The 25,838-nt window shown below is 71.9% G+C and carries 23 protein-coding genes and 1 pseudogene; 10 read left to right on the top strand and 14 right to left on the bottom strand.

Annotated elements, in window-relative coordinates:
* The first annotated feature begins 51 nt into the window (after nucleotides 1-51).
* Nucleotides 52-342, top strand: a complete 291-nt coding sequence (locus FHS22_RS29635; RefSeq protein ID WP_260408412.1) for a flavin reductase family protein — start codon at nucleotides 52-54, stop codon at nucleotides 340-342.
* Nucleotides 343-397: 55 nt separating this feature from the next.
* Here the strand turns inward: FHS22_RS29635 and FHS22_RS29630 are convergent, their stop codons facing one another.
* From FHS22_RS29630 to FHS22_RS29580, 11 genes are all read right to left on the bottom strand, one after another.
* Entirely contained in the window at nucleotides 398-1,957 is a 1,560-nt protein-coding gene (locus FHS22_RS29630) for a ricin-type beta-trefoil lectin domain protein (protein WP_184947036.1), read from the bottom strand.
* Nucleotides 1,958-1,959: 2 nt separating this feature from the next.
* Nucleotides 1,960-2,667 (bottom strand): PulJ/GspJ family protein, encoded by a 708-nt coding sequence (locus tag FHS22_RS29625; RefSeq protein ID WP_184947035.1) that lies wholly within the window; start codon nucleotides 2,665-2,667, stop codon nucleotides 1,960-1,962.
* On the bottom strand, nucleotides 2,667-4,469 hold the full coding sequence (locus FHS22_RS29620) for a putative Ig domain-containing protein (protein ID WP_184947033.1): 1,803 nt from the start codon (nucleotides 4,467-4,469) through the stop codon (nucleotides 2,667-2,669). The genes FHS22_RS29625 and FHS22_RS29620 overlap by 1 nt, the downstream gene beginning before the upstream one ends.
* A gap of 87 nt (nucleotides 4,470-4,556) precedes the next feature.
* A complete protein-coding gene (gene pilO / locus FHS22_RS29615; protein WP_184947031.1) occupies nucleotides 4,557-5,192 on the bottom strand; it encodes a type 4a pilus biogenesis protein PilO in 636 nt (211 codons plus the stop codon).
* On the bottom strand, nucleotides 5,192-5,911 hold the full coding sequence (locus tag FHS22_RS29610; RefSeq protein WP_184947029.1) for a PilN domain-containing protein: 720 nt from the start codon (nucleotides 5,909-5,911) through the stop codon (nucleotides 5,192-5,194). Before FHS22_RS29610 ends, pilO begins: the two co-directional genes overlap by 1 nt.
* Nucleotides 5,911-6,939, bottom strand: a complete 1,029-nt coding sequence (gene pilM, locus FHS22_RS29605; protein ID WP_184947027.1) for a type IV pilus assembly protein PilM — start codon at nucleotides 6,937-6,939, stop codon at nucleotides 5,911-5,913. The genes FHS22_RS29610 and pilM overlap by 1 nt, the downstream gene beginning before the upstream one ends.
* Nucleotides 6,940-7,003: 64 nt before the next feature.
* Nucleotides 7,004-7,792, bottom strand: a complete 789-nt coding sequence (locus FHS22_RS29600; RefSeq protein ID WP_184947024.1) for a prepilin peptidase — start codon at nucleotides 7,790-7,792, stop codon at nucleotides 7,004-7,006.
* 79 nt (nucleotides 7,793-7,871) lie between these two features.
* Complete coding sequence (locus FHS22_RS39045; RefSeq protein WP_184947023.1) at nucleotides 7,872-8,342, bottom strand: prepilin-type N-terminal cleavage/methylation domain-containing protein; 471 nt, start codon at nucleotides 8,340-8,342, stop codon at nucleotides 7,872-7,874.
* 113 nt (nucleotides 8,343-8,455) lie between these two features.
* On the bottom strand, nucleotides 8,456-9,685 hold the full coding sequence (locus tag FHS22_RS29590; RefSeq protein WP_184947021.1) for a type II secretion system F family protein: 1,230 nt from the start codon (nucleotides 9,683-9,685) through the stop codon (nucleotides 8,456-8,458).
* A gap of 2 nt (nucleotides 9,686-9,687) precedes the next feature.
* Nucleotides 9,688-10,803, bottom strand: a complete 1,116-nt coding sequence (locus FHS22_RS29585) for a type IV pilus twitching motility protein PilT (RefSeq protein WP_184947019.1) — start codon at nucleotides 10,801-10,803, stop codon at nucleotides 9,688-9,690.
* 178 nt (nucleotides 10,804-10,981) lie between these two features.
* A complete protein-coding gene (locus FHS22_RS29580; RefSeq protein ID WP_184947018.1) occupies nucleotides 10,982-12,658 on the bottom strand; it encodes a GspE/PulE family protein in 1,677 nt (558 codons plus the stop codon).
* A 213-nt stretch (nucleotides 12,659-12,871) separates the two neighbouring features.
* Between FHS22_RS29580 and recQ the strand changes: the two genes are divergently transcribed.
* The gene (gene recQ, locus FHS22_RS29575) at nucleotides 12,872-14,743 is read left to right on the top strand and encodes a DNA helicase RecQ (protein WP_184947016.1); all 1,872 of its coding nucleotides are present in this window, start codon (nucleotides 12,872-12,874) and stop codon (nucleotides 14,741-14,743) included.
* Here recQ and FHS22_RS29570 read toward each other — a convergent pair.
* Complete coding sequence (locus FHS22_RS29570; RefSeq protein WP_184947014.1) at nucleotides 14,733-15,257, bottom strand: thermonuclease family protein; 525 nt, start codon at nucleotides 15,255-15,257, stop codon at nucleotides 14,733-14,735. The two genes, recQ and FHS22_RS29570, sit on opposite strands and share 11 nt — an antisense overlap.
* A gap of 505 nt (nucleotides 15,258-15,762) precedes the next feature.
* On the opposite strand from FHS22_RS29570, the gene FHS22_RS29565 reads away from it, so the two are divergent.
* The 4 genes and pseudogenes from FHS22_RS29565 (at nucleotide 15,763) to FHS22_RS29545 (ending at nucleotide 20,875) form a co-directional block, all read left to right on the top strand.
* Entirely contained in the window at nucleotides 15,763-16,653 is an 891-nt protein-coding gene (locus FHS22_RS29565) for a glycoside hydrolase family 19 protein (RefSeq protein ID WP_184947012.1), read from the top strand.
* Nucleotides 16,654-16,944: 291 nt separating this feature from the next.
* Complete coding sequence (locus FHS22_RS29560) at nucleotides 16,945-17,097, top strand: hypothetical protein (RefSeq protein ID WP_184947010.1); 153 nt, start codon at nucleotides 16,945-16,947, stop codon at nucleotides 17,095-17,097.
* A 63-nt stretch (nucleotides 17,098-17,160) separates the two neighbouring features.
* Nucleotides 17,161-18,232, top strand: a pseudogene (locus FHS22_RS38525) (IS630 family transposase).
* A gap of 432 nt (nucleotides 18,233-18,664) precedes the next feature.
* The gene (locus FHS22_RS29545) at nucleotides 18,665-20,875 is read left to right on the top strand and encodes a tetratricopeptide repeat protein (protein WP_184947008.1); all 2,211 of its coding nucleotides are present in this window, start codon (nucleotides 18,665-18,667) and stop codon (nucleotides 20,873-20,875) included.
* A 185-nt stretch (nucleotides 20,876-21,060) separates the two neighbouring features.
* On the opposite strand, the gene FHS22_RS29540 is transcribed toward FHS22_RS29545, so the two are convergent.
* Nucleotides 21,061-21,846 carry a MerR family transcriptional regulator gene (locus FHS22_RS29540; RefSeq protein ID WP_221474267.1) on the bottom strand — a complete coding sequence of 262 codons (786 nt, stop codon included), beginning with the start codon at nucleotides 21,844-21,846 and terminating at the stop codon, nucleotides 21,061-21,063.
* A 160-nt stretch (nucleotides 21,847-22,006) separates the two neighbouring features.
* On the opposite strand from FHS22_RS29540, the gene FHS22_RS37485 reads away from it, so the two are divergent.
* The gene (locus FHS22_RS37485; RefSeq protein WP_221474266.1) at nucleotides 22,007-22,498 is read left to right on the top strand and encodes a hypothetical protein; all 492 of its coding nucleotides are present in this window, start codon (nucleotides 22,007-22,009) and stop codon (nucleotides 22,496-22,498) included.
* Between the two features lie 65 nt (nucleotides 22,499-22,563).
* A complete protein-coding gene (locus FHS22_RS29530) occupies nucleotides 22,564-23,751 on the top strand; it encodes an XdhC family protein (protein WP_184947005.1) in 1,188 nt (395 codons plus the stop codon).
* Nucleotides 23,752-23,856: 105 nt separating this feature from the next.
* Here FHS22_RS29530 and FHS22_RS29525 read toward each other — a convergent pair whose 3' ends face one another.
* Nucleotides 23,857-24,090 carry a hypothetical protein gene (locus FHS22_RS29525; RefSeq protein ID WP_184947003.1) on the bottom strand — a complete coding sequence of 78 codons (234 nt, stop codon included), beginning with the start codon at nucleotides 24,088-24,090 and terminating at the stop codon, nucleotides 23,857-23,859.
* A 214-nt stretch (nucleotides 24,091-24,304) separates the two neighbouring features.
* On the opposite strand from FHS22_RS29525, the gene FHS22_RS29520 reads away from it, so the two are divergent.
* Together FHS22_RS29520 and FHS22_RS29515 are read left to right on the top strand one after the other, a co-directional pair.
* Nucleotides 24,305-24,442, top strand: a complete 138-nt coding sequence (locus FHS22_RS29520; protein ID WP_184947001.1) for a hypothetical protein — start codon at nucleotides 24,305-24,307, stop codon at nucleotides 24,440-24,442.
* Nucleotides 24,443-24,593: 151 nt separating this feature from the next.
* Nucleotides 24,594-25,811, top strand: a complete 1,218-nt coding sequence (locus tag FHS22_RS29515; RefSeq protein WP_184946999.1) for a BtrH N-terminal domain-containing protein — start codon at nucleotides 24,594-24,596, stop codon at nucleotides 25,809-25,811.
* Nucleotides 25,812-25,838: the final 27 nt, after the last annotated feature.

Here is a 25,838-nt window from a genome sequence, read left to right as displayed (position 1 = left end):
GGCCCCCCCGCCCCCCCCACTCCCGGGGGGGCGGGGGGTTGCGGTTCACCGTTGGCGCGGGCCCCCCCCCCCCCCCCCCGGGGGGGGGCCCCCCCCCCGGGGGCGCGCCGGGGGGGGGGGGGGCCCCCCCGCCCCGGCCCCGGCGGCCTGCCGGTGCTCGCCGGGACCCTGGCCTGCTTCGCCTGCCGTACGGTGACCGTCCACGAGGGCGGCGACCACGTCATCGTGGTCGGCGAGGTCGAGCACTTCCACCGCTCGCAGGGCGAGCCGCTGGTCTTCCACGCGGGGGGCTACCGGGCGGTCTCCGCGGCGGGGCGGGCGGCGGAGCGGATCGGGGCGTGACCCGGCCGGGCGGGCCCGCGGCCCCGTCCCGGCCCGGAGGGGGCGGGACGGGGCGTCACCGCTCGTTGATGTCGGTCAGCGGCAGCGGCTTCTTGAGGTTGGCCGGGGCGTTCCACTTCTGCAGCTCGGAGTCGTCGCAGACGGCCACCTTGGTCTTGCTGGTGCCGTCGCTGTGGGTGTCGGGCTTGAGCACCTCCAGGTCGGTCGGGACCAGGCAGTAGCCCTTGCCGTCCATGATGCGGTAGCTGGTGGCGTAGTCGCCGGTGTCGCCGTACAGGGTCCACTGGAGGTTGGACGCCAGGGTGCCGGTGGCCGCGCACTCGGCCACCGTGACGTACTGGTTGGCCGCGGTGGACAGGGGGCTGCGCAGGCAGTACCCCTTCCCTCCGGTGACCGTGCGGATGCGGCCGCTGGTCTTCCACGCGGGGGCGGTGACCGCGGGGATCGACCACTTCTGGTTCCAGCTGACGTTGCCGTCGGGTGCCTGCTTGCAGAACCAGACGATCATGTAGGCGCGGGTGACCACGTGGTCGGTGACGTCCAGGCACCGGCTGAACTGCTTGAAGTTCACCAGCTGCCCGATGGCGGGGCCCGCCATGCCCGCGCCGACGCCGGTCTGGGGCCGGAAGACGTTCTTGTTGGCGGTGGCGCTGCAGCCGCCCAGGACGACCGGACTGCCGGCCAGGCCGGCGGTCTTCACGTTGAGGCAGAAGTTGTTCAGGCCGACGCCGTTGGTGGTGCCCTGGAAGTTGGAGTTGTTGTTGAGGCTCCACTGCTGCTTCGGGGTGCGGCGGTCCTCGCACGGCCGGAACACCACGGGGGCGTTGGTCGCCTGCGAGGAGACCGTGTCGAGGCACATGCCCATCGGGGCGGAGGAGCTCTCCGAGCCCACCAGCTTCAGGTTGAGGTCCTCGGTGTAGGCGAACTGCTGCTCGCTGACGCCGGGCTTGCAGGGCTTGACCAGCAGCGGATCGTTGGGCTTGGGCGGGTCGTTGGGGCCGGCGTCCATGCAGAGCGGGGAGACGGTGGGCTGGGCGACCTGGATCGAGCCGCCGGCGATGTTGGCGTTGGTGGTCTGGAACGAGTACGTCGCCTCGAGCGTGCGGGTGCCCGCGGTGCCGGTGTCGAAGGCGACGCCCGGGGTCTCGATGCCGGTGGCGACGAGCGTGGCACTGGCCGGCACTTCCGTCGGCGGGCAGGCGAGGCGGACGCCGTCGGCGCCGCCGGGGCCGTCGGGGCCGTCGGGGCCGTCGGCGTCCCAGTAGGCGATCTGCACCCGGTAGCGCGGGCGCGGGACGTCCTGCGCGCTGTCCGGGAGCAGTTCGCCGTTCAGCTCGCACCGGGGCAGCTTCTCCACCACGCCGTTGCCCTCGCCGTCCGAGGCGGCGCGGATCTGCCCGAGCGCGGCGTCGATGCCGGCCTGGGCGGCGTGCAGCGCGCGGTTCCGCTCCGCGCCGGCACGGGTGACGGTGATCTGGCCGACCACCACCGGGACCAGCAGCGCGCTCAGCGAGATGCCGACCAGGGTGAGCAGCAGGGCCATCGGCAGCGAGCCGCGGTCGCCGGTCGTGCGGGAGAGGGCGCCCGCGCGCCGGGCGGGCCGGATGGAGGTCATGGTCAGGGGCTCCCTTCGTCGCAGGCGTTGTCGGCCTCGGTCTCGCGGGACGTGTTGAGGGCGGTGAACGTGACGTCGAAGTCGGTGGTGGCGGCGTGCTGCCCGGAGCCCACCCGGACGGCCAGGTTCACCCGGAGCTGCTGGAAGTCGGGGACGAACGCGGCGTCGGCCGTCGCCGAGGACCCGGCGTCGCGCACGGAGAACGGCGGGTCGGTCCTCAGGCCGCCGTCGGTCACGACGTGCGACGCCAGCGTCTCGCCGGGCGTCCCCGCGGCGGGCGGGGAGCCGGGCGTCCACCGCTGCAGCTGGAGGACTCCGGTGCCGAGGTCGAGCCGGAGCCGTCCGCACCACGGCTGCCTGGTCTGCGCGTTCACAGGCTGCGGGGTCTGCGCGTCCTCATCGGGGAAGTCCATGTAGGCGAAGCCCACGTACCAGTGGTCGCCGTCGCCGCGCACGGCGGAGAGCCAGGAGGCGTAGCGGATCTCCCTGTCCAGCCGCTGGTAGGCGACATGGAGCTGGGACTGGGCGGTCGACAGCGACTCCACGGTGTTGACGGTGCGGTAGACCTGCAGGACGCCGGTCGTGAACATCGTCATCACCACACCCATGACGCCTATGGTCACCAGGATCTCGATCAGCGAGATGCCGGCGTCCCCGGAGGCCCTGACGTCGCGGAGCCTGCGGGCGAGCCGGGAGCGCCGCCCGCCCATCACCGCACCACCCAGGTGAACATCAGCGTCGCCCACTTCTTCTGGGAGTCCACGACCTTCAGCGTGACGGTGTAGGTGCCCGGGGTGGTGGGCGTCCCGCTGATCTTCGCGTTGAAGTTGCCGTCCCTGGCGATGGAGAGCCCCGGCGGGAGCCCGTCCGCAGTCCAGGTGTTGTAGCCGCTGTTGCTCCCGCCCGTCGCCGTGGCGGCGAGCGTGACCGCCCTGCCTGCGGCGCCGGTCTGGTCCGGGGCGGCCGGGTCGGGGCCCGTCACCCTGATGTCGTTGTTGTGCCGGTGCTGGACGGTCCACAGGAACGTCGTGGAGACCTCGTCGCCCGTACCGTCCTTGACGTAGACCGTGGTGAGGTAGCGGGTGCCCCACGTCGTGGTGCCGGAGATGAGGCCCGTCCCCGGGTCGATCTCCAGGCCGTCCGGGAGGTTCTCGGCACGCCAGGTGTACGGCTTGGCGCCGCCGGTCGCGGTGAGAGCGGTCTCGACGTCGTCCCTGATGGAGTTCGTCCGGGCGGCTCCGGTCAGCTTCAGCGTCAGGACCTTCCACTCGAACGTCACCGAGTCGGTCTTCCCGCCCTGGTCGGTGATCTTCACGGTCACGTCCTTCGTCTCGTAGGCCGTCGGGGTCCCGGAGATGACACCGGTCTTGGCGTCGATCGACAGCCCCGTGGGCAGCCCGGTGGCCGACCAGGTCAGCGGGCCCCTGCCTCCGGTCGCCGGGTTCTCCAGCCGGACGGCGGTGCCCGCCCGGGTCGCCTGGTCACCGGGGCCGGTCAGCTCCGGCAGGTCGAAGACGGTCAGCGGGAACTCGGCGTTGTCGGTGTCGCCGTGGCGGTCGGTGACGGTGGCCTTCACGGTGAACGGGCCGGTCCCCGTCGGCGTACCGCTGATCAGGCCGCTGTCCGATCCGTCCAGCCCCGCGGGCAGGCCGGTGAACGACCACTTCAGCGGGAGCCGCCCGCCGCTCGCCAGGAGCTGCAGGTTCATCGCGACGGTGCGGTAGCCGTACTGGGCGCCGGGGTCGGCGATCTTCGGTGCGGGACGCTTGATGTAGAAGACCGGGTCGGTGGCGGGGCTCACCAGGGTCGAGGTGACGTAGGCGCACCGCCCGCCCCAGCAGCTCCTGTGGTCCCAGGTCACCGCGACCACGACGCGGAAGAACAGCACGTCGACGTTGCCCGGCTCGGGGTCGGGGAGCCCGGGGTCCTCGCAGGCGCGCGTCTGCCCGGTGGCGGACACGCCCTGCTGGCGGCAGTGGCCGACATACCAGTGCTGCTCGTACTCCACCCCGCCGACCGTGACGGCGACGGGCCTGGTCGGCAGGGGCGCGGCGTCGCCGGTGGTCAGCACCGGGTCCGACGCCCGCTTCATGGTATCCAGGTAGGGTTTCACGGCGGCGAGGGCGACGTCCGGCTGCTCCGTCGACTTGATCTCGATCTCGCTCTGGCCGGCGCGCAGCGCCGAGCGCTTGATCTTGTCCGCCTCCACGACGGCGTCCCACTGCTCCGTCGACTTGGTCTCGCTCCGGCCGGCGAGCAGCGCCGACCCCTTGATCGCGCGTGCCCGTTCGACGGCGTCGCCGGCCAGCTGGACCGCCATCTGCTCGCTGCGCTTCTGGCTGGTGAGGGTGAGGGAGTTGGTGAAGAACACCGTCAGCGCGGCCATGACGGTCCCGATGACCACCATGGAGACCATGACCTCGATCAGCGTGAAACCGCCGTCGCCGCGCGGGATCCCGGGGTTGCGGGATCCGGCGCGCGGGCGCGCGGGTACACGGCGATCGGCCGACATCACGTCTCCTGGGCTTCCTTCTTCGGGTGCGCGGTGCCCGCTTCGGAGCGGGCACCGTGATACTGATCGGCGATGTCGCGGCGCCGTTTAGGGCTTCCGGCCGGGTTGCGGCTTCTGCCCGGGGGCCGCGCCGGCGGCCGGGGCCGTCGGCGGGTCCAGCGGCGGAGCGACGAAGATCTTCATGTTGACCGTGAGGCTCGGGTCCTCGGAGCCGGACTCGCCCTCGGAGGAGGAGCCGTACGTGAGGTTCCCGATGAGCGCGGCCCGCGGCTGCACCCGCTGCACCTGGTCGAGGAACCGGTCCAGCTCGGCGGCGCTGCCGGTGGCGGTCACGGCGACGGGCAGCGTGTGCAGCTCGGCGCCGGCGGCGGTGACCGGGGACGCCCCGCCGATGTTGACCCCGTCGACGGCGACGCCCGCGGCGTCGCCCGCCTTCTGCAGTTCGCGCAGGAACTCCTCCGTCCCGGCGGCCATGGGCAGCGCCTCGCGGGCCGTCTCGAGCTCGGCCCGGTAGAGGGGGAGCTTGGTGTTCTCCCGGCTCAGCTCCGCGAGCCTGCTGCGCAGGGTCGCGGCCTGGACCTGGGTGCTCTCGGCGTCCGCCCGCAGGCGGTCGGTCTCGTCGTGCTGCGGCCCGATGAGGAAGAACCAGCCGACGGCGAGCAGGACGGCCGCGACGAGGACGCCGCCGATGATCCAGAGCCGGTCGATCCGTCCGGTGAACATCAGTTCCCCTCCTTCGCGTCGGCGGAGTACCGGCCGCCGAGCGCGGCGTCGGTGATGTCGACGTGCATGCCGAAGTCCACGCGGGACTCTCCGTCGTCCTCCTGCTCGCGCACGTCGTTGAGGAGCGGGTTGCCCAGTCCGGGCACCTCGCCGAGCGCGTCGACGTAGTCGGCCACGTCCTGCTTGCTGTCGCCGCTGCCCGTGATGCTGAGCGTCCCGACCAGCTCCTCGCCGGAGGTGTTCGGCAGGGCGGAGTCGCTCGCCTGGCGGGTCCCGCCCTCGGTCTTCTCGTCGACCTTGGCGGCGATGCTGTCGACCGCCACACCGGACGGCGCCGCCTCGCGGACGGCGGACAGCAGGGTGGCCCAGCGCAGGTCGTCGGCGAGCAGCGCGGTGAGCTGCGTGTCGATCGTCGCAGCCCGCTCCCGGACCGTGACGAGCTCGGAGAACTCGTTCCGCCGGCGTGTCTGGTCCTGCAGCTCGGTCTGGGCGCGGACCAGCTCCTCCTCGGCGGCCGTCGTCTCCTGCAGGGCCAGGACGTACCAGCCCCCCAGGAGCAGGGCGAACACGGTGAGGACGGACAGGACGGTGTTGCGGGCCCTGCGGGCGCGCCGCGCGGCCGTGATCTCCGGAGGGAGCAGGTCGGCCGCGACGGGCACCGGGCGGAACGGGTCCTGCGCCGGTGCGGCGGGTCCGGGCGGTAGGAGAGTGGTGCTCATCAGGCTGCTGCTCCCAGGGTGAGACCGATCGAGACCGCGGCGGTCGCGGTGCGGACCAGGTCGAGGGTGTCGTGCTTGTCGCGGCGGCCGCGGCGCGTGCGCACGGTGGGGTCGGCGAAGGAGACCTCGATGCCGAGCTGGGTGTGCAGGGTCTCGACGAGGCCGGGCATCAGGGACCCGCCGCCGGAGAGCACCATCCGCGCGACCTGGGTCGGCCGGTTGCCGGAGCCGAGGTACGCGAACGAGTTGCGGATCTCGTTGATGAGGGGCCGGGCGGCCTCGCGGACCACCTCGGCGTTCTCGGCGCCCTGGTCGTCGCGGACGCCGACGCGGCACTTGAGGTCCTCGGCCTGCCACGGCTCGATGCCGAGCCGGGCGGCGACGGTCTCGGTGACCTCGGCGCCGCCGCGGGGGATGGTCCGCACGATCAGCGGCACGCCGTCGGTGTGGACGACGACGATCGTCGTCCGGGCGCCGATGTCGACGATGGCCTCGACCTGCTCGTCCAGGCGGGCGGCGGCGCGCAGCAGCGCGAAGGAGGCGAGGTCGACGCGCTCGACGTGCAGCCCGGCCTGCTCGACGGCGTGCACGGCGGCGGTGACGACGTCCTTGGGCGCGGCGACCAGCAGCCCGCGCACCGTCTCCTGCCCGCCCGGGTCCTCCAGGGGGAAGAAGTCGAGCAGGGACCGCTCGACCGGGAGCGGCATCGCGTCGCGCACCTGGAACGGGAGGGCGGCGCGCATCTCGCGGGCCGGGAGGTTGTTGACGGACATCTCGCGGACCACGACCTGGGGGGTGGTGACGCCGAGCACGACCTTGCGGCTGCGGAACCTCGTCGCCGCCCAGAGCCGCTTCAGCTCGGTGGTGACGGCCTTGGCGTCGTGGACGACGCCGCCCTGCACCGCGCCCGGCGGCAGCGGGATCTGCCCGATGTTCGTGATGACCGGGCCGTCCTTGCCGCGAGTGGTCTCCACCGCGCGGATGGACGTCGAACCGATGTCCAGTCCGATGGGGTTGACGGTGGCCATCAGGTGCTCCTCGTGGTCAGGGTCGGCGGCGGCGGGGGCGTCGGAGTCGTCGGAGCGGGCGGGGTCAGGCGCCCGGGGCGAGCAGCCCGCCGTACCAGGCGGCGATCGGCCCGGCGGCGAACAGGGCGAGCAGGGCGCCGGCGAGCATGGCGGGGCCGAACGGCATGGCGGTCTTGCGACCGGCCCGGCCGGTGGCCAGCAGCGCCGCGCCGGCGAGCCCGCCGAGCAGGAAGGCGGCGAACGTGCCGACGACGACCGCGCTCCAGCCCAGCCAGCCGAGGTAGAGGCCGAGCAGCCCGGCGAGTTTCACGTCGCCGAAGCCCATGCCCCCCGGGTGGACCAGGGCGAGCGCGAAGTAGAAGGCGAACAGCACGGCCATCGCGGCCAGGCCGCGCAGGGCCGCCGCCCAGTCGGCGCCGGTGACCGCGGCGGGGGCCAGCAGCAGGGCGCCGACGGCGTACGACGGCAGGACGATCGCGTCCGGCAGCCGGTGCACATCGAAGTCGATCATCGAGAGGGCCACCGCGACCGCCGCCAGGTAGAGGTAGGCGGGCAGCTCCGGGGCGGCCCCGAACCGGGCGGCCACCGCGGCGAACAGCACCGCGGTGGCCAGCTCGACCAGGGGGTACCGGGCGCTGATCGGCTCCCGGCAGGCGGCGCACCGGCCGCGCAGCGCGAGCCAGCTCAGCACCGGCACGTTCTGCCAGGGCCGGATGGCCGTACGGCAGTGCGGGCAGTGCGAGCCGGGCCGCAGCAGCGACTCGGCCCGCGGGACCCGGTGGATGACCACGTTGAGGAAGGAGCCGACCGCCAGGCCGAGTACGGCGGCCAGGGCAGGCATGAGCGCGTCCATAAGGGCTCTCCTTCCGTGTGGGTGGTCTTCTCGGCGAGGGGTGCGGCGGGACGGCACGCGCCGTCCCGCCGGTGAGAGGTCAGGCGCAGGTAGCGATGTTCACGGTGCCCGTGGCCGCCTTGACCGCACCGCCCTCGGCACTCTTGTAGATGTACACGGCACCCGAGCCACCGCCGTTGTTGGCGCAGATGGTGTACGACTTGCCGTCGCTGGACTTGATATAGGTGAGGGTGGTGCCAGTGGAGACGGCCACTCGCTCCTCGGCGGGCTTCGTCGCGTCGAGCGGGAAGCTCGCCGTCTTGCTCTTAGTCGCCGTGTCAGCCGGGTAGACGTTGCCCTTGGTGGTGTAGAAGCTCTCCACGGCGGTGATCGCGCCGCGCACGTCGGACTGCGCCGACTTGTCGGCCGCGCCCTCGCGGTAGTTCATGTAGACCGGGATCGCGATGGCGACGAGGACGCCGATGATCACGACGACCACCAGCAGCTCGATCAGGGTGAAGCCGCGGTCGCCGTGCGCGCGCTTCTGCAGACGCCGGAGCGTTGCGTTCATGGTGAGACTCCTGTACTCATTCAGTGGGAAATGACGCCGGGCTGGTGCCCGGTGCCGTACCGGCCCGAGGGCCGGTCTTTTCCGTGGCGCGCACGGAAAGCCTGTGGGGCCCGTCAGTTCTGGATGTTCTGGTAGATCGTGAACATCGGCAGGTAGAGGCAGACGACCATGCCGCCGACCACGACACCCATGACGATGACCATGAGGGGTTCGATCGCCGCGGTCAGGGACTCCGCCGCGGTGTCAACCTCTCTGTCATAGAAATCGGCAACCTTGTCGAGCATCTGACTGATTTGCCCAGATTCTTCGCCGACCTCGATCATCTGCGCGACCATGCGCGGGAAGACCGGGTGCTTGGCGAGCTGCGTGGACATGGGCAGGCCGTCGCGCACGGCCGACTGCAGGTCCTTCATCGCCTCGGCGATGACCTCGCTGCCGGTGGTCGCGCCGACGACGTCGATGGCCTGCATCACCGGCACGCCGGCGCCGAGCAGGGTGCCGAGGTTGCGGGAGAACCGGCTGATCGCGATCTTCCCGAACAGCTTGCCGAAGACGGGCAGGCGCAGTTTGAGCTTGTCGAACGCCAGCCGCAGGGGCTGTCTCCGCCGCAGCTCGCGCCGGAACAGCATGGTCGAGCCGACGAGCACGGCCACGAACAGCGGCCCCGACCAGGCCAGGCTGTGGCTGGCGGTGACGAGGATCTGCGTCGGCAGCGGCAGCTCCCCGCCGAACTGCTTGAACATCCCCTCGAAGACCGGGACGATGAAGGCCAGCACGCCGGCGACGAGGAACCCGGTGAAGACCAGCACGATGACCGGGTAGGTCATCGCCCCCTTGATCTTGCCGCGCAGGGCGGCGTCCTTCTCGAAGTTGACGGCGATGCGCTCCAGCGCGTTGTCGAGGAAGCCGCCGGTCTCGCCGGCCCGAACGAGCGCGACCATGAGCGTCGGGAAGACCTTGGGGTGCTTGCCGAGGGCGCCGGAGAGCGAGATTCCGCCCTCGACGTCCATCCGCACCTCGCTGATCGCCTTCTTCAGCGAGGTCTTGGTCGCCTGGTCCTCCAGGACCGCCAGCGAGCGCATCAGCGACATGCCGGAGGCCGTCATGGTCGCGAACTGGCGGGCGAAGACCGCCAGGTCCTTGAGCGTGGTCCGGCTGCCGAGGCCGGGGATGGTGATCTCCCGTTTGAGCAGCGAGCCGCCCTCGGTGATCGACACGGGCGTGAGGCCCTGCTGGCGCAGGTGCTGGGCGGCGGCCGCCTCGTTGGCGGCCTCGAGCGTGCCCTTGGCGCGCTTGCCGTCGCGGTCGACGGTCTGGTACTCGAATGTCTTGGTGACCGGCATGGTCACGCCCTCCCGGCGAGGCGCTTGAACTCCTCCGCCGAGTGGCAGATCTCAAGCGCGTGGTCGAAGGTGATGAGCTGCGCTCGGACCCGCTCGGCCAGGTGCTGGTCGAACGAGATCATGCCGCCGCCGCTCCCGGACTGCATGAAGGACGGGATCTGGTGGTTCTTCCCCTCGCGGATGAGGTTCCGGATGGCGGGGGTGGCGACCATGATCTCCGCGATGACCGCGCGGCCGGTGCCGTCCGCCCGCGGGGCCAGGGCCTGGGTGACGACGCCCTGCAGCGCCGTGGAGAGCTGGGTGCGGACCTGCTGCTGCTGGTGCGGCGGGAAGATGTCGATGACGCGGTCGATCGTCTGGGCGGCGCTCTGCGTGTGCAGGGTGGCCAGGACGAGGTGGCCGGTCTCCGCGGCGGCCAGGGCGGTGGCGGTCGTCTCCAGGTCGCGGAGCTCGCCGACCAGGATGATGTCGGGGTCCTGGCGCAGCGCGTGCTTGAGCGCCTGCGAGAACGAGGAGGTGTCCGCGCCGACCTCGCGCTGGTTGACGATGCAGCGCTTGTGCGGGTGGAGGAACTCGATCGGGTCCTCGATGGTGACGATGTGCCCCGAGCGGGTGCGGTTGGCCAGGTCGACCAGGCCCGCCAGCGTGGAGGTCTTGCCCGAGCCGGTGGGCCCGGTCACCAGCACCAGCCCGCGCGGCAGGTGGGCGAACCTGGCCACCGAGTCCGGCAGGCCCAGCTCCTCCAGCGGCTTGATCTCGTGCGGGATGGCCCGGAAGGCCGCGCCGTACGAGCCGCGCTGCTGGTAGAAGTTGGCCCGGAAGCGGGAGACGCCCTCGATGCTGTAGGCGACGTCGAGCTCCTGGTCCCGCTCGAAGCGCGTCCACTGGGCCTCGCTCACCGCCGCGCGCAGCAGCATCGCCGTGTCGCCCGGGGCGAGGTTGCCGAAGTGCTGCAACTGGAGCAGCCGGCCGTCCACCCGGATCGCGGGCGGCGCACCCGCCGTCAGGTGCAGGTCCGAGCCGCGCTCGTCGACCAGCGACACGAGCATCGCGTTGAGCGTCCTGCGCGCTTCACCGAAGGCGTCCTTCAGGTGCCCGAGCGGATGAACCGCCTCCATGGAAATCTCCTTGCCATCACTGAATACCGGCCTGTTCGGCTGGATGTGTCCACATCTGAGGTGATGCGCCGGGTGGTCCCGCCGTCGCCGTGCCCCACCGCTCCGGCGGTACGGAGCCACCGCGCCGCCGGAGCGCGCCGCCGGACCGCGCCGCGCGCACCGGACCGGGGCGCCGCGGTCAGATCGCGACGCGCAGGACCTCCCGGATCGAGGTCTGACCCTGGGCGGCCTTGGCCAGGCCGTCCAGGCGGAGGGGGCGCATGCCCTGGGCCTCGGCGACCCGCTGCACCTCGTTGGCGGAGGCGCGCTGGATGGTGAGGCCCTCGATCTCCGGGGACATCGGCATGACCTCGTGCAGCGCGATCCGGCCCCGGTAGCCGGTGTTGGCGCAGTTGCGGCAGCCGGCCGGCTGCCACAGCCGCTCCGGCGGCGGCAGCTCGCCGAAGGGCCAGCGGGCCGCGGCCAGCTCCGCCTCGGTCGGGACGTACTCCTGCTTGCACCAGTCGCACAGCCGCCGCGCGAGGCGCTGGGCCAGCACGCAGTCGACCGACGAGCCGACGAGGAACGGCTCGATGCCCATCTCGGTGAGCCGGACGACCGCGCTGGGCGCGTCGTTGGTGTGCAGTGTGGAGAGCACGAGGTGACCGGTGAGGGCGGCCTCGACGGCGAGCTGCGCGGTGGCCCGGTCGCGGATCTCGCCGATCAGCACGACGTCGGGGTCCGAACGCAGGATCGCCGGGAGGACGGCCGCGAAGGTCAGCCCGGCCTTGTGGTCGACCTGCACCTGGTTGATGCCGGGCAGGCGGTACTCGACCGGGTCCTCGACGGTGATGATGTTGACGGTGGGCTTGCTGATCGCCGCGAGGGTGGCGTAGAGCGTGGTCGACTTGCCCGAGCCGGTCGGGCCGGTCACCAGCACCATGCCGTGCGGCTTGGTGAACGAGCCGGAGAAGCGCCGGTGGTTGTCCTCGGTGAAGCCGAGGCTCTCGAGTTCGAGGTTGATGCCGCCGGTGTCGAGGACCCGCAGCACGATCTTCTCGCCCCACACCGTGGGCAGGGTGGCGGTCCGCAGGTCGACCTTCCGCCCGTTGATCATGACGGTGATGCGGCCGTTCTGCGGGACCCGGCGCTCGGTGATGTCGACGCTCGACATGATCTTCAGTCGGGAGATGAGGGCCGACTGCACGTGCCTGGGCACGGTGTCGACCTCGTGCAGCACGCCGTCGATGCGGTAGCGCACCCGCATGTCGTGCTCGGTCGGCTCCAGGTGCAGGTCCGAGGCGCGGTTCTGGATGCCCTGCTCCAGCAGCGAGTTGACGTACCGGACGATCGGCGCGTCCTCCTCGACGGAGTTCAGGTTCGACACCGCCGCCTCGGCGGCCTGCTCGGCGCGGAGCGCCTCGGCGACGTCGCCGAGGTCGTTCTCCTCGCGCTTGAGCTTGTCGAGGACGCGGCGCAGCTCGCTTCGGGCCACCACGACCGGGCGGACCGTCAGCCCGGTCGCCGCGCGCACGTCGTCGAGGGCCACCACGTCGCCCGGGTCGGTGATGCCGACGGTGATCTCGTTCTCGTTGAGCGAGAGGCCGAGGACGCGGTGGCGCAGGGTCAGGGGGAGCGGGATCGTGGCGATCGCGACCGGGTCGATCGGATAGCCGACCAGGTCGACGCTCTTGATCCCGTACATGTCCGCGGAGGCCTCGGTGAGCTGGACCTCCGTGACGACATGGTCGTTGATGAGCACCGCGCGCAGGGACCGCCCGGTGCGCTCGGCCTCCTCGGCCGCCCGTTCGAGCGCCTGCGGGTCGGCTCCCCGCTGCTTCAGCGCCTCGATCAGCGGAGAGAAGATCTGGTTCATGTCACCCCTAGAGCAGCAGCCTGTCGCCGGACGGGTGCCGTCCTGGCGACGCATCTCTCGTCCGGAACGACCCATCGGCCGCGCGGGGCGTCATATGAGTGATGTGCGGAGAACGTCATGCGGGCGGAGCCGGGGAGGGGAACAGCGCCGCCCGCCGTCCACAGCCCGCGTCCACGGCTCCCCGGGTGGCCGTGATCCTCCTAATATGACCGGGTGACTTCTCCCCAGAGCGGCCCCGAGACCTGCGCCGAGACCTCTGCGGAGGCCGACGACGCGGCGGGCGTGCTGCGCCGCGTCTTCGGCTACGGCTCGTTCCGGGAGGGGCAGCGGGAGATCATCGAACACGTCGTCGCCGGCGGCGACGCGCTCGTGCTCATGCCCACCGGCGGCGGCAAGTCGCTGTGCTACCAGATCCCCGCGCTCGTGCGCGAGGGCGTCGGCGTCGTGATCTCGCCGCTCATCGCGCTCATGCAGGACCAGGTCGACGCGCTGACGGCGCTCGGCGTGCGGGCGGGCTTCCTCAACTCCACGCAGGAGGCCGACGAGCGCCGCCGGGTCGAGGCCGCCTTCCTCGCCGGCGAGCTGGACCTGCTCTACCTCGCGCCCGAGCGGCTGCGCGCCCCCGGGACGCCGGACCTGCTCGACCGGGGCGCGATCGCGCTGTTCGCCATCGACGAGGCGCACTGCGTCGCCCAGTGGGGGCACGACTTCCGCCCCGACTACCTGGCCCTGTCCACGCTGCACGAGCGCTGGCCCGCCGTGCCCCGCGTCGCGCTGACCGCGACCGCCACCGAGGCCACCCACGCGGAGATCGCCTCCCGGCTGGGACTGGAGGAGGCCCGCCACTTCGTGGCGAGCTTCGACCGCCCCAACATCCGGTACCGCATCGCGCCCAAGAAGGAGCCCCGGCGGCAGCTCCTGAAGCTGCTGCGCACCGAGCACCCCGGCGACGCGGGCATCGTCTACTGCCTGTCGCGGACCTCCGTCGAGAAGACCGCCGCGTTCCTGACGGAGAACGGCATCGAGGCGCTGCCGTACCACGCGGGGCTCGACGCGCGCACCCGCGCCGCCCACCAGGCCCGCTTCCTGCGCGAGGACGGCCTCGTCATGGTCGCCACCATCGCGTTCGGCATGGGCATCGACAAACCCGACGTGCGCTTCGTCGCCCACCTCGACCTGCCCAAGTCCGTCGAGGGCTACTACCAGGAGACCGGCCGGGCCGGGCGCGACGGCCTGCCCTCCACCGCGTGGCTGGTCTACGGGCTCCAGGACGTCGTGCAGCAGCGCAGGATGATCGAGACCTCCGAGGGCGACGACGCCCACCGCCGCCGCCTGGGCTCCCACCTCGACGCCATGCTGGCCCTGTGCGAGACGGTCGAGTGCCGGCGCGTACGGCTGCTCGCCTACTTCGGCCAGCGGGGCGCGACCGCCTGCGGCAACTGCGATACCTGCCTGTCGCCGCCGGAGACGTGGGACGGCACCATCGCCGCGCAGAAGCTCCTGTCGGCCGTGCTCCGGCTCCGGCGGGAGCGGCACCAGAGCTTCGGCGCGGGTCACGTCATCGACATCCTGCTGGGCAGGGAGACCGAGAAGGTCGTCCAGCACGGCCACGCCTCCCTGACGGTGTTCGGCGTCGGCACCGAGCTGAACGAGTCCGAGTGGCGCGGCGTGGTGCGCCAGCTGCTGGCCCAGGGGCTGCTGGCGGTCAAGGGCGACTACGGCTCGCTGGTGCTCACCGACGACAGCGCCGAGGTGCTGGCCCGGCGGCGCCAGGTCCCGCTCCGGCGCGAGCCCGAGCGCCCGGCCCGCGCCGAGCCCGCGGCCCGGAGCGCCGGATCCCGCCGTGCGGCCCCCGCCGACCTGCCGGAGGAGGCCGTGCCGTTCTTCGAGCGGCTCCGCGCCTGGCGGGCCGCGAGCGCGAGGGAGCAGGGCATACCCGCATACATGATCTTCCACGACGCGACCCTGCGCCAGATCGCGGCCGAGCGCCCCTCGTCCCTGGCCGAGCTGGGAGAGGTGAGCGGCGTCGGCGAGAACAAGCTGGCCAAGTACGGCGAGCAGATCCTGGAGCAGCTCACGGCCTGAACGCGTCGCACTCGCCCGACCAGATCCGCAGCCCCTTGTGCCGGGCCTTCGCCTGCTCGGCCCGCATCACCCTGATGTACCGGTCGTTGGACCGGTAGAGCAGGGCCCTGGCGAACCCGTGGCGGATGAGGTGGCGGCTCACGGACACGCCCTCGCCGTTCCAGACGTAGAAGAGACGGCGACCGTAGTGGTCCTTGCGGTCCTCGTCCCGCAGCAGGTACGCGGTCTTCCCGACGGGCAGGAGCATGCGGGTGCGCTCCGTCGCGGCCTCGAACCAGCACCGGCCGGCCTCGGGGGTGTCGGGTCCCAGGAAGCGGATCCGGACGGTCCGGCCGCTCTCGCGGAGCCGGGCCTCGATCGTGTCGCCGTCCACGATCCGCACGACGGTCGCCTTCCTGACGCCCTTCGGCAGGCCGGACGGGGCCGCGGCGGCCGGTCCGGCCGTCACGGCGGTCACGGGAACGGCGGTGAGGACGGCGCCGGCCAGCAGGGACAGGCGGAGAAGACGTCGCACGGAGAACCTCTCGCTGACGGGGCGGACGGACCGGGCGCGGCGGCCGGTCCGGAGCATGCGGGAGGTCCCCCGCACAGCCCCGGCCAAACGCGGCCCCGCCCTCCGGCGGAGCCCCGAAAAGCCCGGTCTCACCGCAGAAGGCCCGTACCCCTCGTGATCGTCGAGGTAATCACCGCATTCGGTGAAGTGATCCCCTTGCTCGCGGAGGGTCCCGGCCGCGCGGCGCCCGCCTCCCGGACCGGCCGCCCACCGGGGAGGCCGGTCCGGGAGACGGGCGCCGGGAGCCGCGGGAAGGGTCCGGCTCCCCCCTCCGCGGAGCCGCGCGTTTGCGCTATGCGGAACATTCCGGCTTTCTCGTTGACGAGATAAATCGAATTCCTGTTGATTGGCATCGATCCTGTGGAGGTCTCCAGCGGAGTTCCCGGTCGCGATGTCTCCATCCGTCCAGGGTTGGTCCCCTGTTGTTTTTCGTATGCGACTTTCCGTCGCATGAAGGAGTAAGCAGATGTTGAGAAACCGCATCACGGCGTCCCTCTCCGCCATGGCGGTCGCGGGAGCGCTGACGGCGGTGCTCCCGGCGTCCCCCGCCCTGGCGGACTCCCCGGCGGTCACCCCGATCTGCGCGAGCGAGTGGAGCCCCGCGAAGGCGTACGCCGGCGGGCTGGTCGCCTCCCACAACGGCCGCAACTGGCGGGCGAAGTGGTGGAACCAGAACAACGTCCCGGGCGGGCCGTCCGGCAACTGGACGGACAAGGGGGCCTGCGAGCAGAGCGAGGGCAACTTCGTCGTCACCGAGGCCCAGTTCGAGCAGATGTTCCCGAAGCGCAAGCCCTTCTACACCTACGGCGGCCTGGTCACGGCCCTGAGCGCCTATCCGGAGTTCGCGAACGCGGGCTCCGACACCGCCAAGAGGCAGGAGGCCGCGGCCTTCCTCGCCAACATCAGCCACGAGACCGGCGGCCTGGTCCACATCGTGGAGGTGAACACCGCGAACTACTCCCACTACTGCCGGGACACCGAGCCCTACGGCTGTCCCGCGGGCCGGTCGTCCTACTACGGCCGCGGGCCGATCCAGCTGAGCTGGAACTTCAACTACAAGGCGGCGGGCGACGCACTGGAGATCGACCTGCTCAACAACCCGAACCTGGTGCAGAACGAGGCCTCGGTGTCGTGGATGACCGCCATCTGGTACTGGATGACCCAGAACGGTCCCGGCACGATGACGGCGCACGAGGCGATGGTCGGCGGGCACGGTTTCGGCGAGACGATCCGCAGCATCAACGGCTTCCTGGAGTGCGACGGCGCCGGCCCCCGGCAGGTGGACAACCGGGTGCGGCTCTATCTGGAGTTCGCCGGGATCCTGGGTGTCGACCCGGGCCCCGGCCTGCGGTGCTGACCGTGTGCGGGCACCCTGTTCCGCCCGGCGGCGGAACAGGGTGAGGGAAAGGGCGCCGACCGGGTTCCGCGCCCTTTCCCTGGTCACTCCTCCGCGTCGCCTCACTGATTCTCCATACCTTCGTCCGGAGAGGCGGACAGGTATGTGAGAAAAGTGATCGAGGCTTTCCGCCCTCAATCCGGAGCGACTGGGAAAGCCTTCCTAAGGAAGTCTCGCGACCGCGACCTTTCCATTTTCCCACAGGGCCGAGGCCCGGGTCGGCATTTGTTCCGCAGCTTCCAGAAACTGCAGGTGGAACAGAACCTGCATGACGTCGTTGAGCGCGCGTGCCGAGGCGCCGAGATCCTGCTGGACGTCGAGGAATCGACCGACCGCCGTCCCGGCGTCGTGGCCGAGGCAGGCCGAGGTGAAGATTCTACGGCTTCTGTCGCCTCGCTATGCTGACCTTTAATTCGTGATGTTAAGTGATCATGTGACCGCGCTGGGTTGTCGTGGTATGCCCAGAACATGCGGTACGCGCGAGGCGGCGGGCTGACCGCCGAACAACGAGTCAAACGCGAACAGGTACGGCTGCGCGCGGCCGAGCTGTTCGCCCGCGACTACACCGATGCCCAGGTGGCCAAGGAGCTGCGGGTCAGTCGGATGTCGGCCAACCGCTGGCGGCGCGCCTGGACCCGCGGCGGGGATGCGGCGCTGGCCTCCAAAGGCCCGGCCTCGCTGCCGGTGCTGGATGAGGCGCGCTTCGCCCGGCTGGAGGCCGCGCTGCTGCGCGGCCCGGCCGCGCACGGCTGGGACGACCGGTACTGGACCCTGGCCCGGATCCGGCGGGTGATCGGGCGGATGTTCCACCTGACCTACTCCTTGGCCGGGGTGTGGAAGCTGCTGCGGCGGCACGGCTGGTCGTGTCAGGTACCGGCACGCCGGGCCAGTGAGCGCGATGAGCAGGCCGTCGTGGTGTGGAAGACGCAAGGTGTGGCCGCTCGTGGAACAACCGCGGCGGACCTGGGTGCCTGGGTCTGCTTCGAAGACGAGTGCGGCCGGACGTTGAGGCCGTCGATCGCCCGTACCTGGGCTCTGTGCGGCGCCACGCCGGTGGTGAAGGTGCCGGGCGCACGCGCGGGCCGCATCTCGGTGGCCGCGCTGACCTGCTACCGGCCCGGCCGGCGGTCCCGGCTGATCTACCGGGTGCACGTCTACCGGCGACGCAAGGATGAGACGGCGAGCTTCACCTGGAGCGACTACCGCGATCTGATCATCATGGCGCGCCGGCAGCTCGACGCGCCGATCGCGGGTGATCTGGGACAACCTGAATCGGCACACCTGTACCCAGATGCGGCGGTTCATCGCCGACAACACCGGCTGGCTGCGGGTCATCCAGTTGCCGGCCTATGCACCCGATCTCAACCCGGTGGAGGGCATCTGGTCGCTGCTGAATCGCGGCGGGCTGGGCAACCTTGCGGTGACCGGCCTGGATCAGCTGGTGCGGGTGGTCAAGCGAGGGCTGAAGAAGATCCAGTACCGGCCGCACCTGATCGAGGGTTGCCTGGCCGAGACCGGCCTGGTCCTCAAACCGCTGTAACTTCACGGATTAAAGCTTAGTGAGCGTCATCCCGATCTCTACCTGGCCTTTCTCGCCCTTGGGGATCGAGCCGGGACGCCGGAACGGTGGGCGCCCGGCTCCGGGAGCAGGTGGTATGGCTGCGGCGGCATCTCGGGGAGCTGAGAGCGCGGGGGTACGGATGGTGGCGGGCGCGCCGCGGCACCCTTCTCGCTGACGGCAGTACGTGGGCCCGGAGAAGGCACGTGTGATGGGCAGCCTCTTCGAGGACCGCCTGGCGAAGGCGCTGGCCGCGCGTTCTCTGGAGTAGGACCCCTTGGGAGCTTAGATGTGACGTGAGGGATGGCGTGGTTTTGCAGGGGGTTTGCAAGGTCTCTGGAGGGTACGGGTGGACGCACGGCCTCTGGCGAGGGGGAGGAGTCGGTGAGGCGCCGTCCGTCCACGTTCGCGCTGGTGATCCTGATCGTCGACCTCCTGCTACTGATCCCGTTCACGATGAACGTGGCCACTGACGCGCTGCCGCCCGAGTGGGATCCCTATCTGTGGATCGCCCTGCCGGTGGTGGCGCTGCTGGGCGTCCCTGCCGTCGTCGTCGAGGTCCGCAACCGGCGTGCCGTGGGCGGTGTCGCGGACGGCGATGTGCCGGAGGCGGACCGGGCACCCTTCCCCGCCGACGGAAGGGCCTGGAACATTCCTGCGCCGACCCGGCTGTTCGGTGGGCGGGTGCAGGCGATGAAGGACCTCGTCCGGGCCTTCACCGTCGGTTGGAGCGGCGGCCCGCTTCGTGTGGTGGCGCTGTGGGGGCTGGCCGGGGTCGGCAAGACCCAGCTCGCCCTGGCGTATGCGGCCAGGCGGCGTCCGAAGCTGGAGGTGGGCTGGCTGGTCCCCGCGGCGGACCGGGTGGCGGCCGTGGCCGCGCTGGCGGAGCTGGCCGAGCGCCTGGGCGTGGGTGACGCAGATCAGGAGCGAGCCTGCCGGCGGGTGGTGGACCTGCTGGCCGGGCGCGCGAACTGGCTGTTGATCTTCGACTCGGTACTGGATCCCGCTGTGCTGGCCGACCTGCTCCCAACCGGGCCAGGCCAGGTCCTCATCGTCTCCACTCGCCCGGACTGGGGCGATCTGGCTCGATCACTGAAGGTGCCCCCACTCTCCCGGGAGGACTCGATCGAACTGTTGCAGGCCTTTCGGGGCCGGCCGTCTGGTCAGGAGCCGAACAGTGAGGAGGGGGAGTCGCTGGCGCAGGTGGCGGAGGAACTGGGCGGCCTGCCGCTGGCCCTGCGGCAGGCCGGCGCCTACGCGAAGGCCACCGCGCTCACCTGGACGAAGCTGCTGGAGCGCTACCACGAGAGCCGCACTGAGATCCTCACTCTGGCTCGCGGCGTGCCCGTGAACTACCCCGCGGCGGTCACGGTGACCTGGCGGCTTGCACTGCGGCGAGTCGACCGGACCTGCCGACCGGCGGGCCAGTTACTGCGACTCCTCGCCCATTTCGCTGCCGCGCCGATCCCGCGCGACCTGCCCCTTCGGCAGGTGACCGCGCTGCCGCGCGCGTTGCGCCGCGCCGCCGCCGGCCCGCTCCGGCTGGACGAGGCGGTCGCCGTCCTGCTGTCGTCCTCGCTGGTGACCGCTACCGATCCTGATGATGACTCGCCCGGTTCGGACCTGTCCGTCCACCAACTGGTGCAGGCCGTCGTACGCGATCACATCGGCGCCGACACGTCCGGGATCACCGGGCCGAGGTCCTTGCTGAGCCAGTTACCGCGGGCGTCTCAGCGCTGGGGAACACACCGCTGGCTGGAGGCGGCGGCCTCCGTACTGCTGGCCGCCACCCCCGAGGAGAATCACGATGCCCGTGTCTGGCCTCGGTACGCCGCGCTGCTCCCGCACGCCCAAGCCGTCTCCGCGCGCTCCGACCGGCTGGAGCTGCTCTCTCCCGCCATCGCCGCACTCCAGCACCTGTACGGGGAATACCTCGATCGTCGGCGACAGGACGCGGCAGCCCGTCAGCTGCTGGAACAGGCGCTACGCGCGCGTACCAGGCTACTCGGCGATGATCACCTCGACACCCTCAAGACCATGAGTCTTCTGGGTTTCGTCCTCCACCGAGATCCCGGTCAATTGCAGCGGGCGCACGATCTGGCCTTGCAGGCCGTGGCCGCCCATCAACAGCGGTACGGAAGCGGTGATCTGAACGCCTTCATGCTCATGCACAATCTCGCCCACACGTTGGGGGTGCTGGGGGAGTGGAAGGAGGCGCGACTGGTGGATGAGAAGGTACTGCGTGGTCGTCGGCTGATGCTGGGAGAGGATCACCCTGACACCTTGCGCGTCATGAGTAACCTCGCCTACGCGTTGTGCCGCTTGGAGGAGTGGGAGGAGGCACGTCGGCTGCATGAGCAGACACTGGAGCGGCGCCGGGTGGTGCTGGGGGAGGATCATCCGGACACCTTGCGGTCCATGGGAAACCTGGCCGACGCTCTGGGCGGGCTGGGAAGGTGGGAGGAGGCACGCTGGCTGCATGAGCAGACACTGGAGCGGCGCCGGGTGGTGCTGGGGGAGGATCATCCGGACACCTTGCGGTCCATGAACAATCTCGATGACATGGTCCGCCGGATGGAAGCGGAACGAGACGACCCGGGCGGTCCGACGGGCGAGGACGGGTAGCCGTAGGGTGCACGGGGACACGGGCGTCGTCTCGACCACGGTCGGACCCGGTGCCAGGCTGGAGGACGGGGGCTCTACGGACGAAGAACGCCGCGGGCTACTATCTCCTCGACTGCGGAGACGGCACCCTGGGCGCGAGCGCCGCGCTTCGGAGCCGGAAGCAGCCGCAGCCGCGGTGGCCGCCGTTAGTGCCCGCGCCGCCCGGCCTGCCGGACCCGCTCCAGGTAGCGGACCAGTTCGCGCATCCGCTCCGCCGGCCACGGCAGGCTCCGTCCGAGCTCCTCGCTGTGCTCCTCCCACATCCGCCGCGCCGCGGCCTTCGTCCGCTCGCCGTCCGCGCCCGTGCTGTGGAACCGGTTCCCCAGCGCGTCCCAGCGGCCGACCAGCTCCCGCACCCGCGGGTCGTCGGCGGGAGTGCCGTCCTGCACGTGCCGGAGGAGTTCCTCGACGAGTTCCTTCCATTCCAGCCCGGCGGCTTCGACGGCCTCCGGGCCGAGCTCGGCCCTCCTCCGGGCCAGTTGCTCCCGCTGCTCCGGGGTGAACGAGGCCTCGAACACAGAGATCATCTCCAGGGTCGTCATGAACTGGTCCGGATCGGGCATCGACGCGCCGTCGAGCCGCTCCAGCAGCCCGCGCAGCCGGTCGGTGAGCTGCCGGAGCCGTACGGCGTGCGCCTCCAGCCCGTGGAGCTGGGCCGCCAGCAGCCCGCGCATCGCCTCCAGGTCGTCCGCGGAGCCGTCGAGCACGTCCGCGATCTCCTCCAGCGAGAGCCCGAGCGTGCGCAGGGCCCGCACCCGGTACAGCCGCCGCACGTCGCGCCCGGTGTAGCGGCGGTGCCCCGAGGCGGTGCGCTCGCTCGCGCGCAGCAGGCCGATCTCGTCGTAGTGGTGCAGCGCCCGCACGGTCATCCCGCTCGCCCGCGCCACCTCGCCGATGCTCCACCGCCGCCCGGCGCCGTCTCTCCCGGTCACGGTCACCACGCTAGGACCTTCCGTCGCGTCAGGTTCAAGCCCGTCCGCCCGCCCGCGACGGAGCCGGTGGCCGGTGCGGCCGGAGGCCCGGCGCAGTGATCGGCAAGCGTCCCGCAAGAACGCGCCGCCACGCTTGCTCCCAGGAGAGCGAGGAGAGCGGATGCGGAGCACGAAGAGCGCGGCCCTGTGCCTGCTGGCGTCGGCCCTGTGCCAGCTGGCGGTCGCGGGAGCCGGCCTGGCCCTGATGCCCGGCCTCAGGGCGGAACTGGAGGAACAGGAGAGAACCGGCGACGGAACGAGCTTCTTCACCGAGTTCGCGCTCGGCAAGACCGAGGATTTCCTGTGGGCCTTTTCCGCGGCCGGCGCGGTCACGCTGGCCCTGGCGTCCATGGTGCGGTGGCGGGGCGGGACCCGGGCGGCGCGGAGCGCCATGGCGGTGAGTCTCCTGCCGGGCACGGTGTTCGGTCTTGTCCAGGCGTTCTCCGCGCTGTTCAGGGCCGAGGAGACGCTGACCGGATACTCGTACACGACCGCCTGGCTGACGGGCGCCGCGTGGCTCCTTCATCTCGCGGGCACGGTCCTGCTGCTCCTCCCGGCCGCCGTGACGTCCCGCGCGGGCCGTATGGGCCGGGGACCCGGCGCCGCGGCTTGACGCCTTGCGCGTCTAGGGGAAGTGTCCAGGTTGGAGGGGATTGTCGAGCGGTGGAGGGACCTGCGGTGCGGGATGTCCTGGACGCGATCCTGAGGTGGTACTCGGCGGGGGAGACGTTCGCCCTCGCCACGGTGGTGAGCACGTTCAGGAGCGCGCCGCGCGGACCGGGGGCGGCGATGGCGGTCTCCGCCGGGGGCGAGGTCGTCGGCAGCGTCTCCGGCGGCTGCGTCGAGGGCGCGGTGTACGAGGCGGCCCGGCAGGTCATGGAGTCGGGGCGGCCGGTCCTGGAGAGGTACGGCGTCAGCGACGACGACGCGTTCGCCGTCGGGCTCACCTGCGGCGGCATCCTGCACGTCTTCGTCGAACCGGTGAACCGGGAGACCTTCCCCGAACTGGCCGAGGTGGCGGCGGCGGTGGCCGGGCACCGCCCGGTCGCCGTCGCGACGACCGTCACCGCTCCCGGCACGGACGTCGCCGCTCCCGGCACGGACACCATGGCTCCTGCGGCTTCTACGGCTCCTGCGGACCCCGGTACGGCCGCCGCCGTGCTCGGCGGACGCCGGGTGATCTGGCCGGAGCACGCCTCGGGCTCGCTCGGCGCCGAAGGACTGGACGTGGCCGTGGACGACGACGCGCGCGGCATGCTCGCCCAGGGCCTGACCGGCGAGCGCCACTACGGGCGGCGCGGCGAGCGGCGCATGGACGAGGTCGCGGTGTTCGTGCAGTCGTTCGCGCCGCCGCCGAGGATGCTCGTCTTCGGGGCGATCGACTTCGCCGCCGCCGTGGCCCGTGTCGGCAGGTTCCTCGGCTACCACGTCACCGTCTGCGACGCCCGCGGCGTCTTCGCCACCCGCAAGCGCTTCCCGGACGCCGACGAGGTCGTGGTGCGCTGGCCGCACCAGTACCTCCGGGAGACCGAGGTCGACGGGCGCACGGCGATCTGCGTGCTCACCCACGACCCCAAGTTCGACGTCCCGCTGCTGGAGGTGGCGCTGCGCACCCCGGCGGGCTACATCGGCGCGATGGGCAGCCGCCGTACCCACGACGACCGGATGAAGCGGCTGCGCGAGGCGGGCTTGACGGAGGCGGAGCTGGACCGGCTGCACTCCCCGATCGGCCTCGACATCGGGGCCCGCACTCCGGAGGAGACGGCGGTGTCGATCGCGGCCGAGCTCACGCAGCACCGCTGGGGCGGCACCGGCATGCCGCTGAAGCGGACCGAGGGCCGCATCCACGGGACGCCGCCGGAGTGACGGAACGGGCCGCGTCCGGGTGGAGGGACGGGGGAGCGCGGTGGCGGCGGATCGGGTGGCGCGCCCTGGCCGCCGGCCGTCTCCGGCGGGTGCGACCCCGCCGGGTCACTCCGCCGGGGCCGCGAGCCGGTCGAAGAGTTCGAGGGCGGCCTGCCGTACCTCGTCGGGGGTGAGCCCGTCGAGGACGGCGCGGGCGTGGGCGGCGTCCCGGGTGGTGGCGCAGGTGATGGCTACCGAGGCGGCGGCGGCGTGGTCGATCGAGCCGGCCTGGGCGCCGTCGGCGATCTCCTGGGCGGTCGCGGCGAGGTCGAGGTTGTCCCTCTCGGATGCGGCGGTCAACGGGATCCTCCTGGGAAAGGTGGTGACTTTGAGTCATTGTGATGCTCTCAGATCCTCATGAGAATCCGGTTTACGGGATTCACCGTTATGCAGGGTCTTGCCCAGTAGTACGTTGGAGACCGTCCGGTCGGCCCGGCCCGGCCCGGCTCGCCGCCTCGGCCTCCGGCCCGGCCTGGGCCTGTCATGACCCGGCCGGGGCTCAGGCCGAGGCGGCGTGATCCTGCGCCTGCTCGCCCTGGCCGACCGGGCACGGCTCCGGCGCGAGCTCCCGGCCGAGCACCCCGGCGGCTCCCCCTGCACGCCCCTGCCGGATATCCTTGGAGGCGGCGCCGTCCCGCGCCGGACCTCCTGAGCCCGTGCCCACGCCGCGGGCCCCCGCGGAGGCAGAGGGGATCGTTGTCCTCGGGGCGTGATGGGTGTCATCCGGTCTGACTCGGCCCGTACGGCGCGGCGAGCACCGAGCGTGGGAGAGGTGCGCGCGTGCCGCCGCCCAGGAGCAGATCATGACCGACCGCAAGCACCTCAAGCGCCGGGTCCGCGAGCGCATGGCCAGGACCGGCGAGTCCTACACCGACGCGCTCCGCCACGTCCTCGCCGCCCGCGGCGCCGCCCCGGAGGGGCACCCGGCGGGCGGCCACCACGACGCGGCCCTCCTGCACCACCTGCTGCCCGGCCACAGCGAGGCGATGCTCGCCGGGCTCGGCGGCGGCATCGGGTTCATGTACGCCGTCTTCGAGTACAAGGGCCACCACCCGATGATGACGATCGTCGCCCAGGCCCACCCCGAACCGATGATCCCCGCGGCGCTCGCCCGCGCCGGCGTCGCCCACGAGGTGCGGCAGACCGGCTCCGCCCGCGTCGCCGAGCGCGCCCTGCGCGAGACCCTCCAGGCGGGCCGGACGGCGGTCTGCCGGGTCGGCCGGTTCTCCCTGCCCTGGCGGCCGGGCCTGCCGTTCCCCGACCCGCTGGAGGTCGCCGTCGTCGGCCTCGACGGCGGCGACGTGCTGGTCCGCGACGCGCGCTCCGAACCGGAGCGGCTCCCGCTCGGGGAGTTCATGACCGCCTGGTCCGCCCTGAAGAAGGCCAGGCACCACCTGGTCTCGGTCACCGGCCCGGCGGGTGCCGACCCGGCGGAGGCCGTGCGGAAGGCGATCGCCGCCACCGCGGCCGGGATGACCGGGCCGGTGCTGGGCAACGCCTTCGACGTCAACTTCGGGCTCTCCGGCATGAACCGGTTCGCCGGGCAGCTCGGCGACGCCAGGGGCAGGACCGGCTGGGCGCGGCGGTTCGCCCACCCCGAGGCGTTCTTCACCGCGATGACCCGGCTGCACGAGTGCCTGGAGAGCGAGTACACCGCGCCCGGCGCGACCCGCCCGCTGTACGCCGCCTTCCTGGACGAGGCCGGGGTCCTGCTCGGCGGTACGGCCTGCGCCCGGGCGGCCGGGCTCTACCGCGAGGCGGGCGGGCTGTGGTCGCGGATCGCGGCCCGGGCCGCCGAGCCGTTCCCGCGCTACCGGGAGCTGGCGGAGGAGAAGGCGGAGCTGCTGCTCACCGAGGGGGCCGGGGCCGCCGGGCGGCTCCGGGAGATCGCCGCGACGGGCGCCTACGAGGGGCCGCTGGGCGAGGACGAGCGGAGCGGCCTGCTGGCCGAGCTGGCCGAGCTGGCGGCGCGGGCCGTACGGGTCGAGGAGGAGGCCGCGGCGGCGCTGCGGGCCGCCTGACCCGGCCCCGCCGTCCGGGAGGCGGCC

It is taken from the genome of Thiemannella venezuelensis, assembly GCF_014203605.1.
Classification (GTDB): Bacteria; Actinomycetota; Actinomycetes; order Streptosporangiales; family Streptosporangiaceae; genus Planomonospora_A; species Planomonospora_A venezuelensis.
The sequence above is the reverse complement of the archived record's forward strand: the minus strand, read 5'-3'. Positions and strand labels throughout refer to the sequence as shown.

Coding starts and splice junctions, on each gene's coding strand:
- FHS22_RS29630 (WP_184947036.1), bottom strand. CDS start 1,957: ATGACCTCCATCCGGCCCGCCCGGCGCGCGGGCGCCCTCTCCCGCACG.
- FHS22_RS29625 (WP_184947035.1), bottom strand. CDS start 2,667: ATGGGCGGGCGGCGCTCCCGGCTCGCCCGCAGGCTCCGCGACGTCAGG.
- FHS22_RS29620 (WP_184947033.1), bottom strand. CDS start 4,469: ATGTCGGCCGATCGCCGTGTACCCGCGCGCCCGCGCGCCGGATCCCGC.
- pilO (WP_184947031.1), bottom strand. CDS start 5,192: ATGTTCACCGGACGGATCGACCGGCTCTGGATCATCGGCGGCGTCCTC.
- FHS22_RS29610 (WP_184947029.1), bottom strand. CDS start 5,911: ATGAGCACCACTCTCCTACCGCCCGGACCCGCCGCACCGGCGCAGGAC.
- pilM (WP_184947027.1), bottom strand. CDS start 6,939: ATGGCCACCGTCAACCCCATCGGACTGGACATCGGTTCGACGTCCATC.
- FHS22_RS29600 (WP_184947024.1), bottom strand. CDS start 7,792: ATGGACGCGCTCATGCCTGCCCTGGCCGCCGTACTCGGCCTGGCGGTC.
- FHS22_RS39045 (WP_184947023.1), bottom strand. CDS start 8,342: ATGAACGCAACGCTCCGGCGTCTGCAGAAGCGCGCGCACGGCGACCGC.
- FHS22_RS29590 (WP_184947021.1), bottom strand. CDS start 9,685: ATGCCGGTCACCAAGACATTCGAGTACCAGACCGTCGACCGCGACGGC.
- FHS22_RS29585 (WP_184947019.1), bottom strand. CDS start 10,803: ATGGAGGCGGTTCATCCGCTCGGGCACCTGAAGGACGCCTTCGGTGAA.
- FHS22_RS29580 (WP_184947018.1), bottom strand. CDS start 12,658: ATGAACCAGATCTTCTCTCCGCTGATCGAGGCGCTGAAGCAGCGGGGA.
- FHS22_RS29565 (WP_184947012.1), top strand. CDS start 15,763: ATGTTGAGAAACCGCATCACGGCGTCCCTCTCCGCCATGGCGGTCGCG.
- FHS22_RS37485 (WP_221474266.1), top strand. CDS start 22,007: ATGCGGAGCACGAAGAGCGCGGCCCTGTGCCTGCTGGCGTCGGCCCTG.
- FHS22_RS29515 (WP_184946999.1), top strand. CDS start 24,594: ATGACCGACCGCAAGCACCTCAAGCGCCGGGTCCGCGAGCGCATGGCC.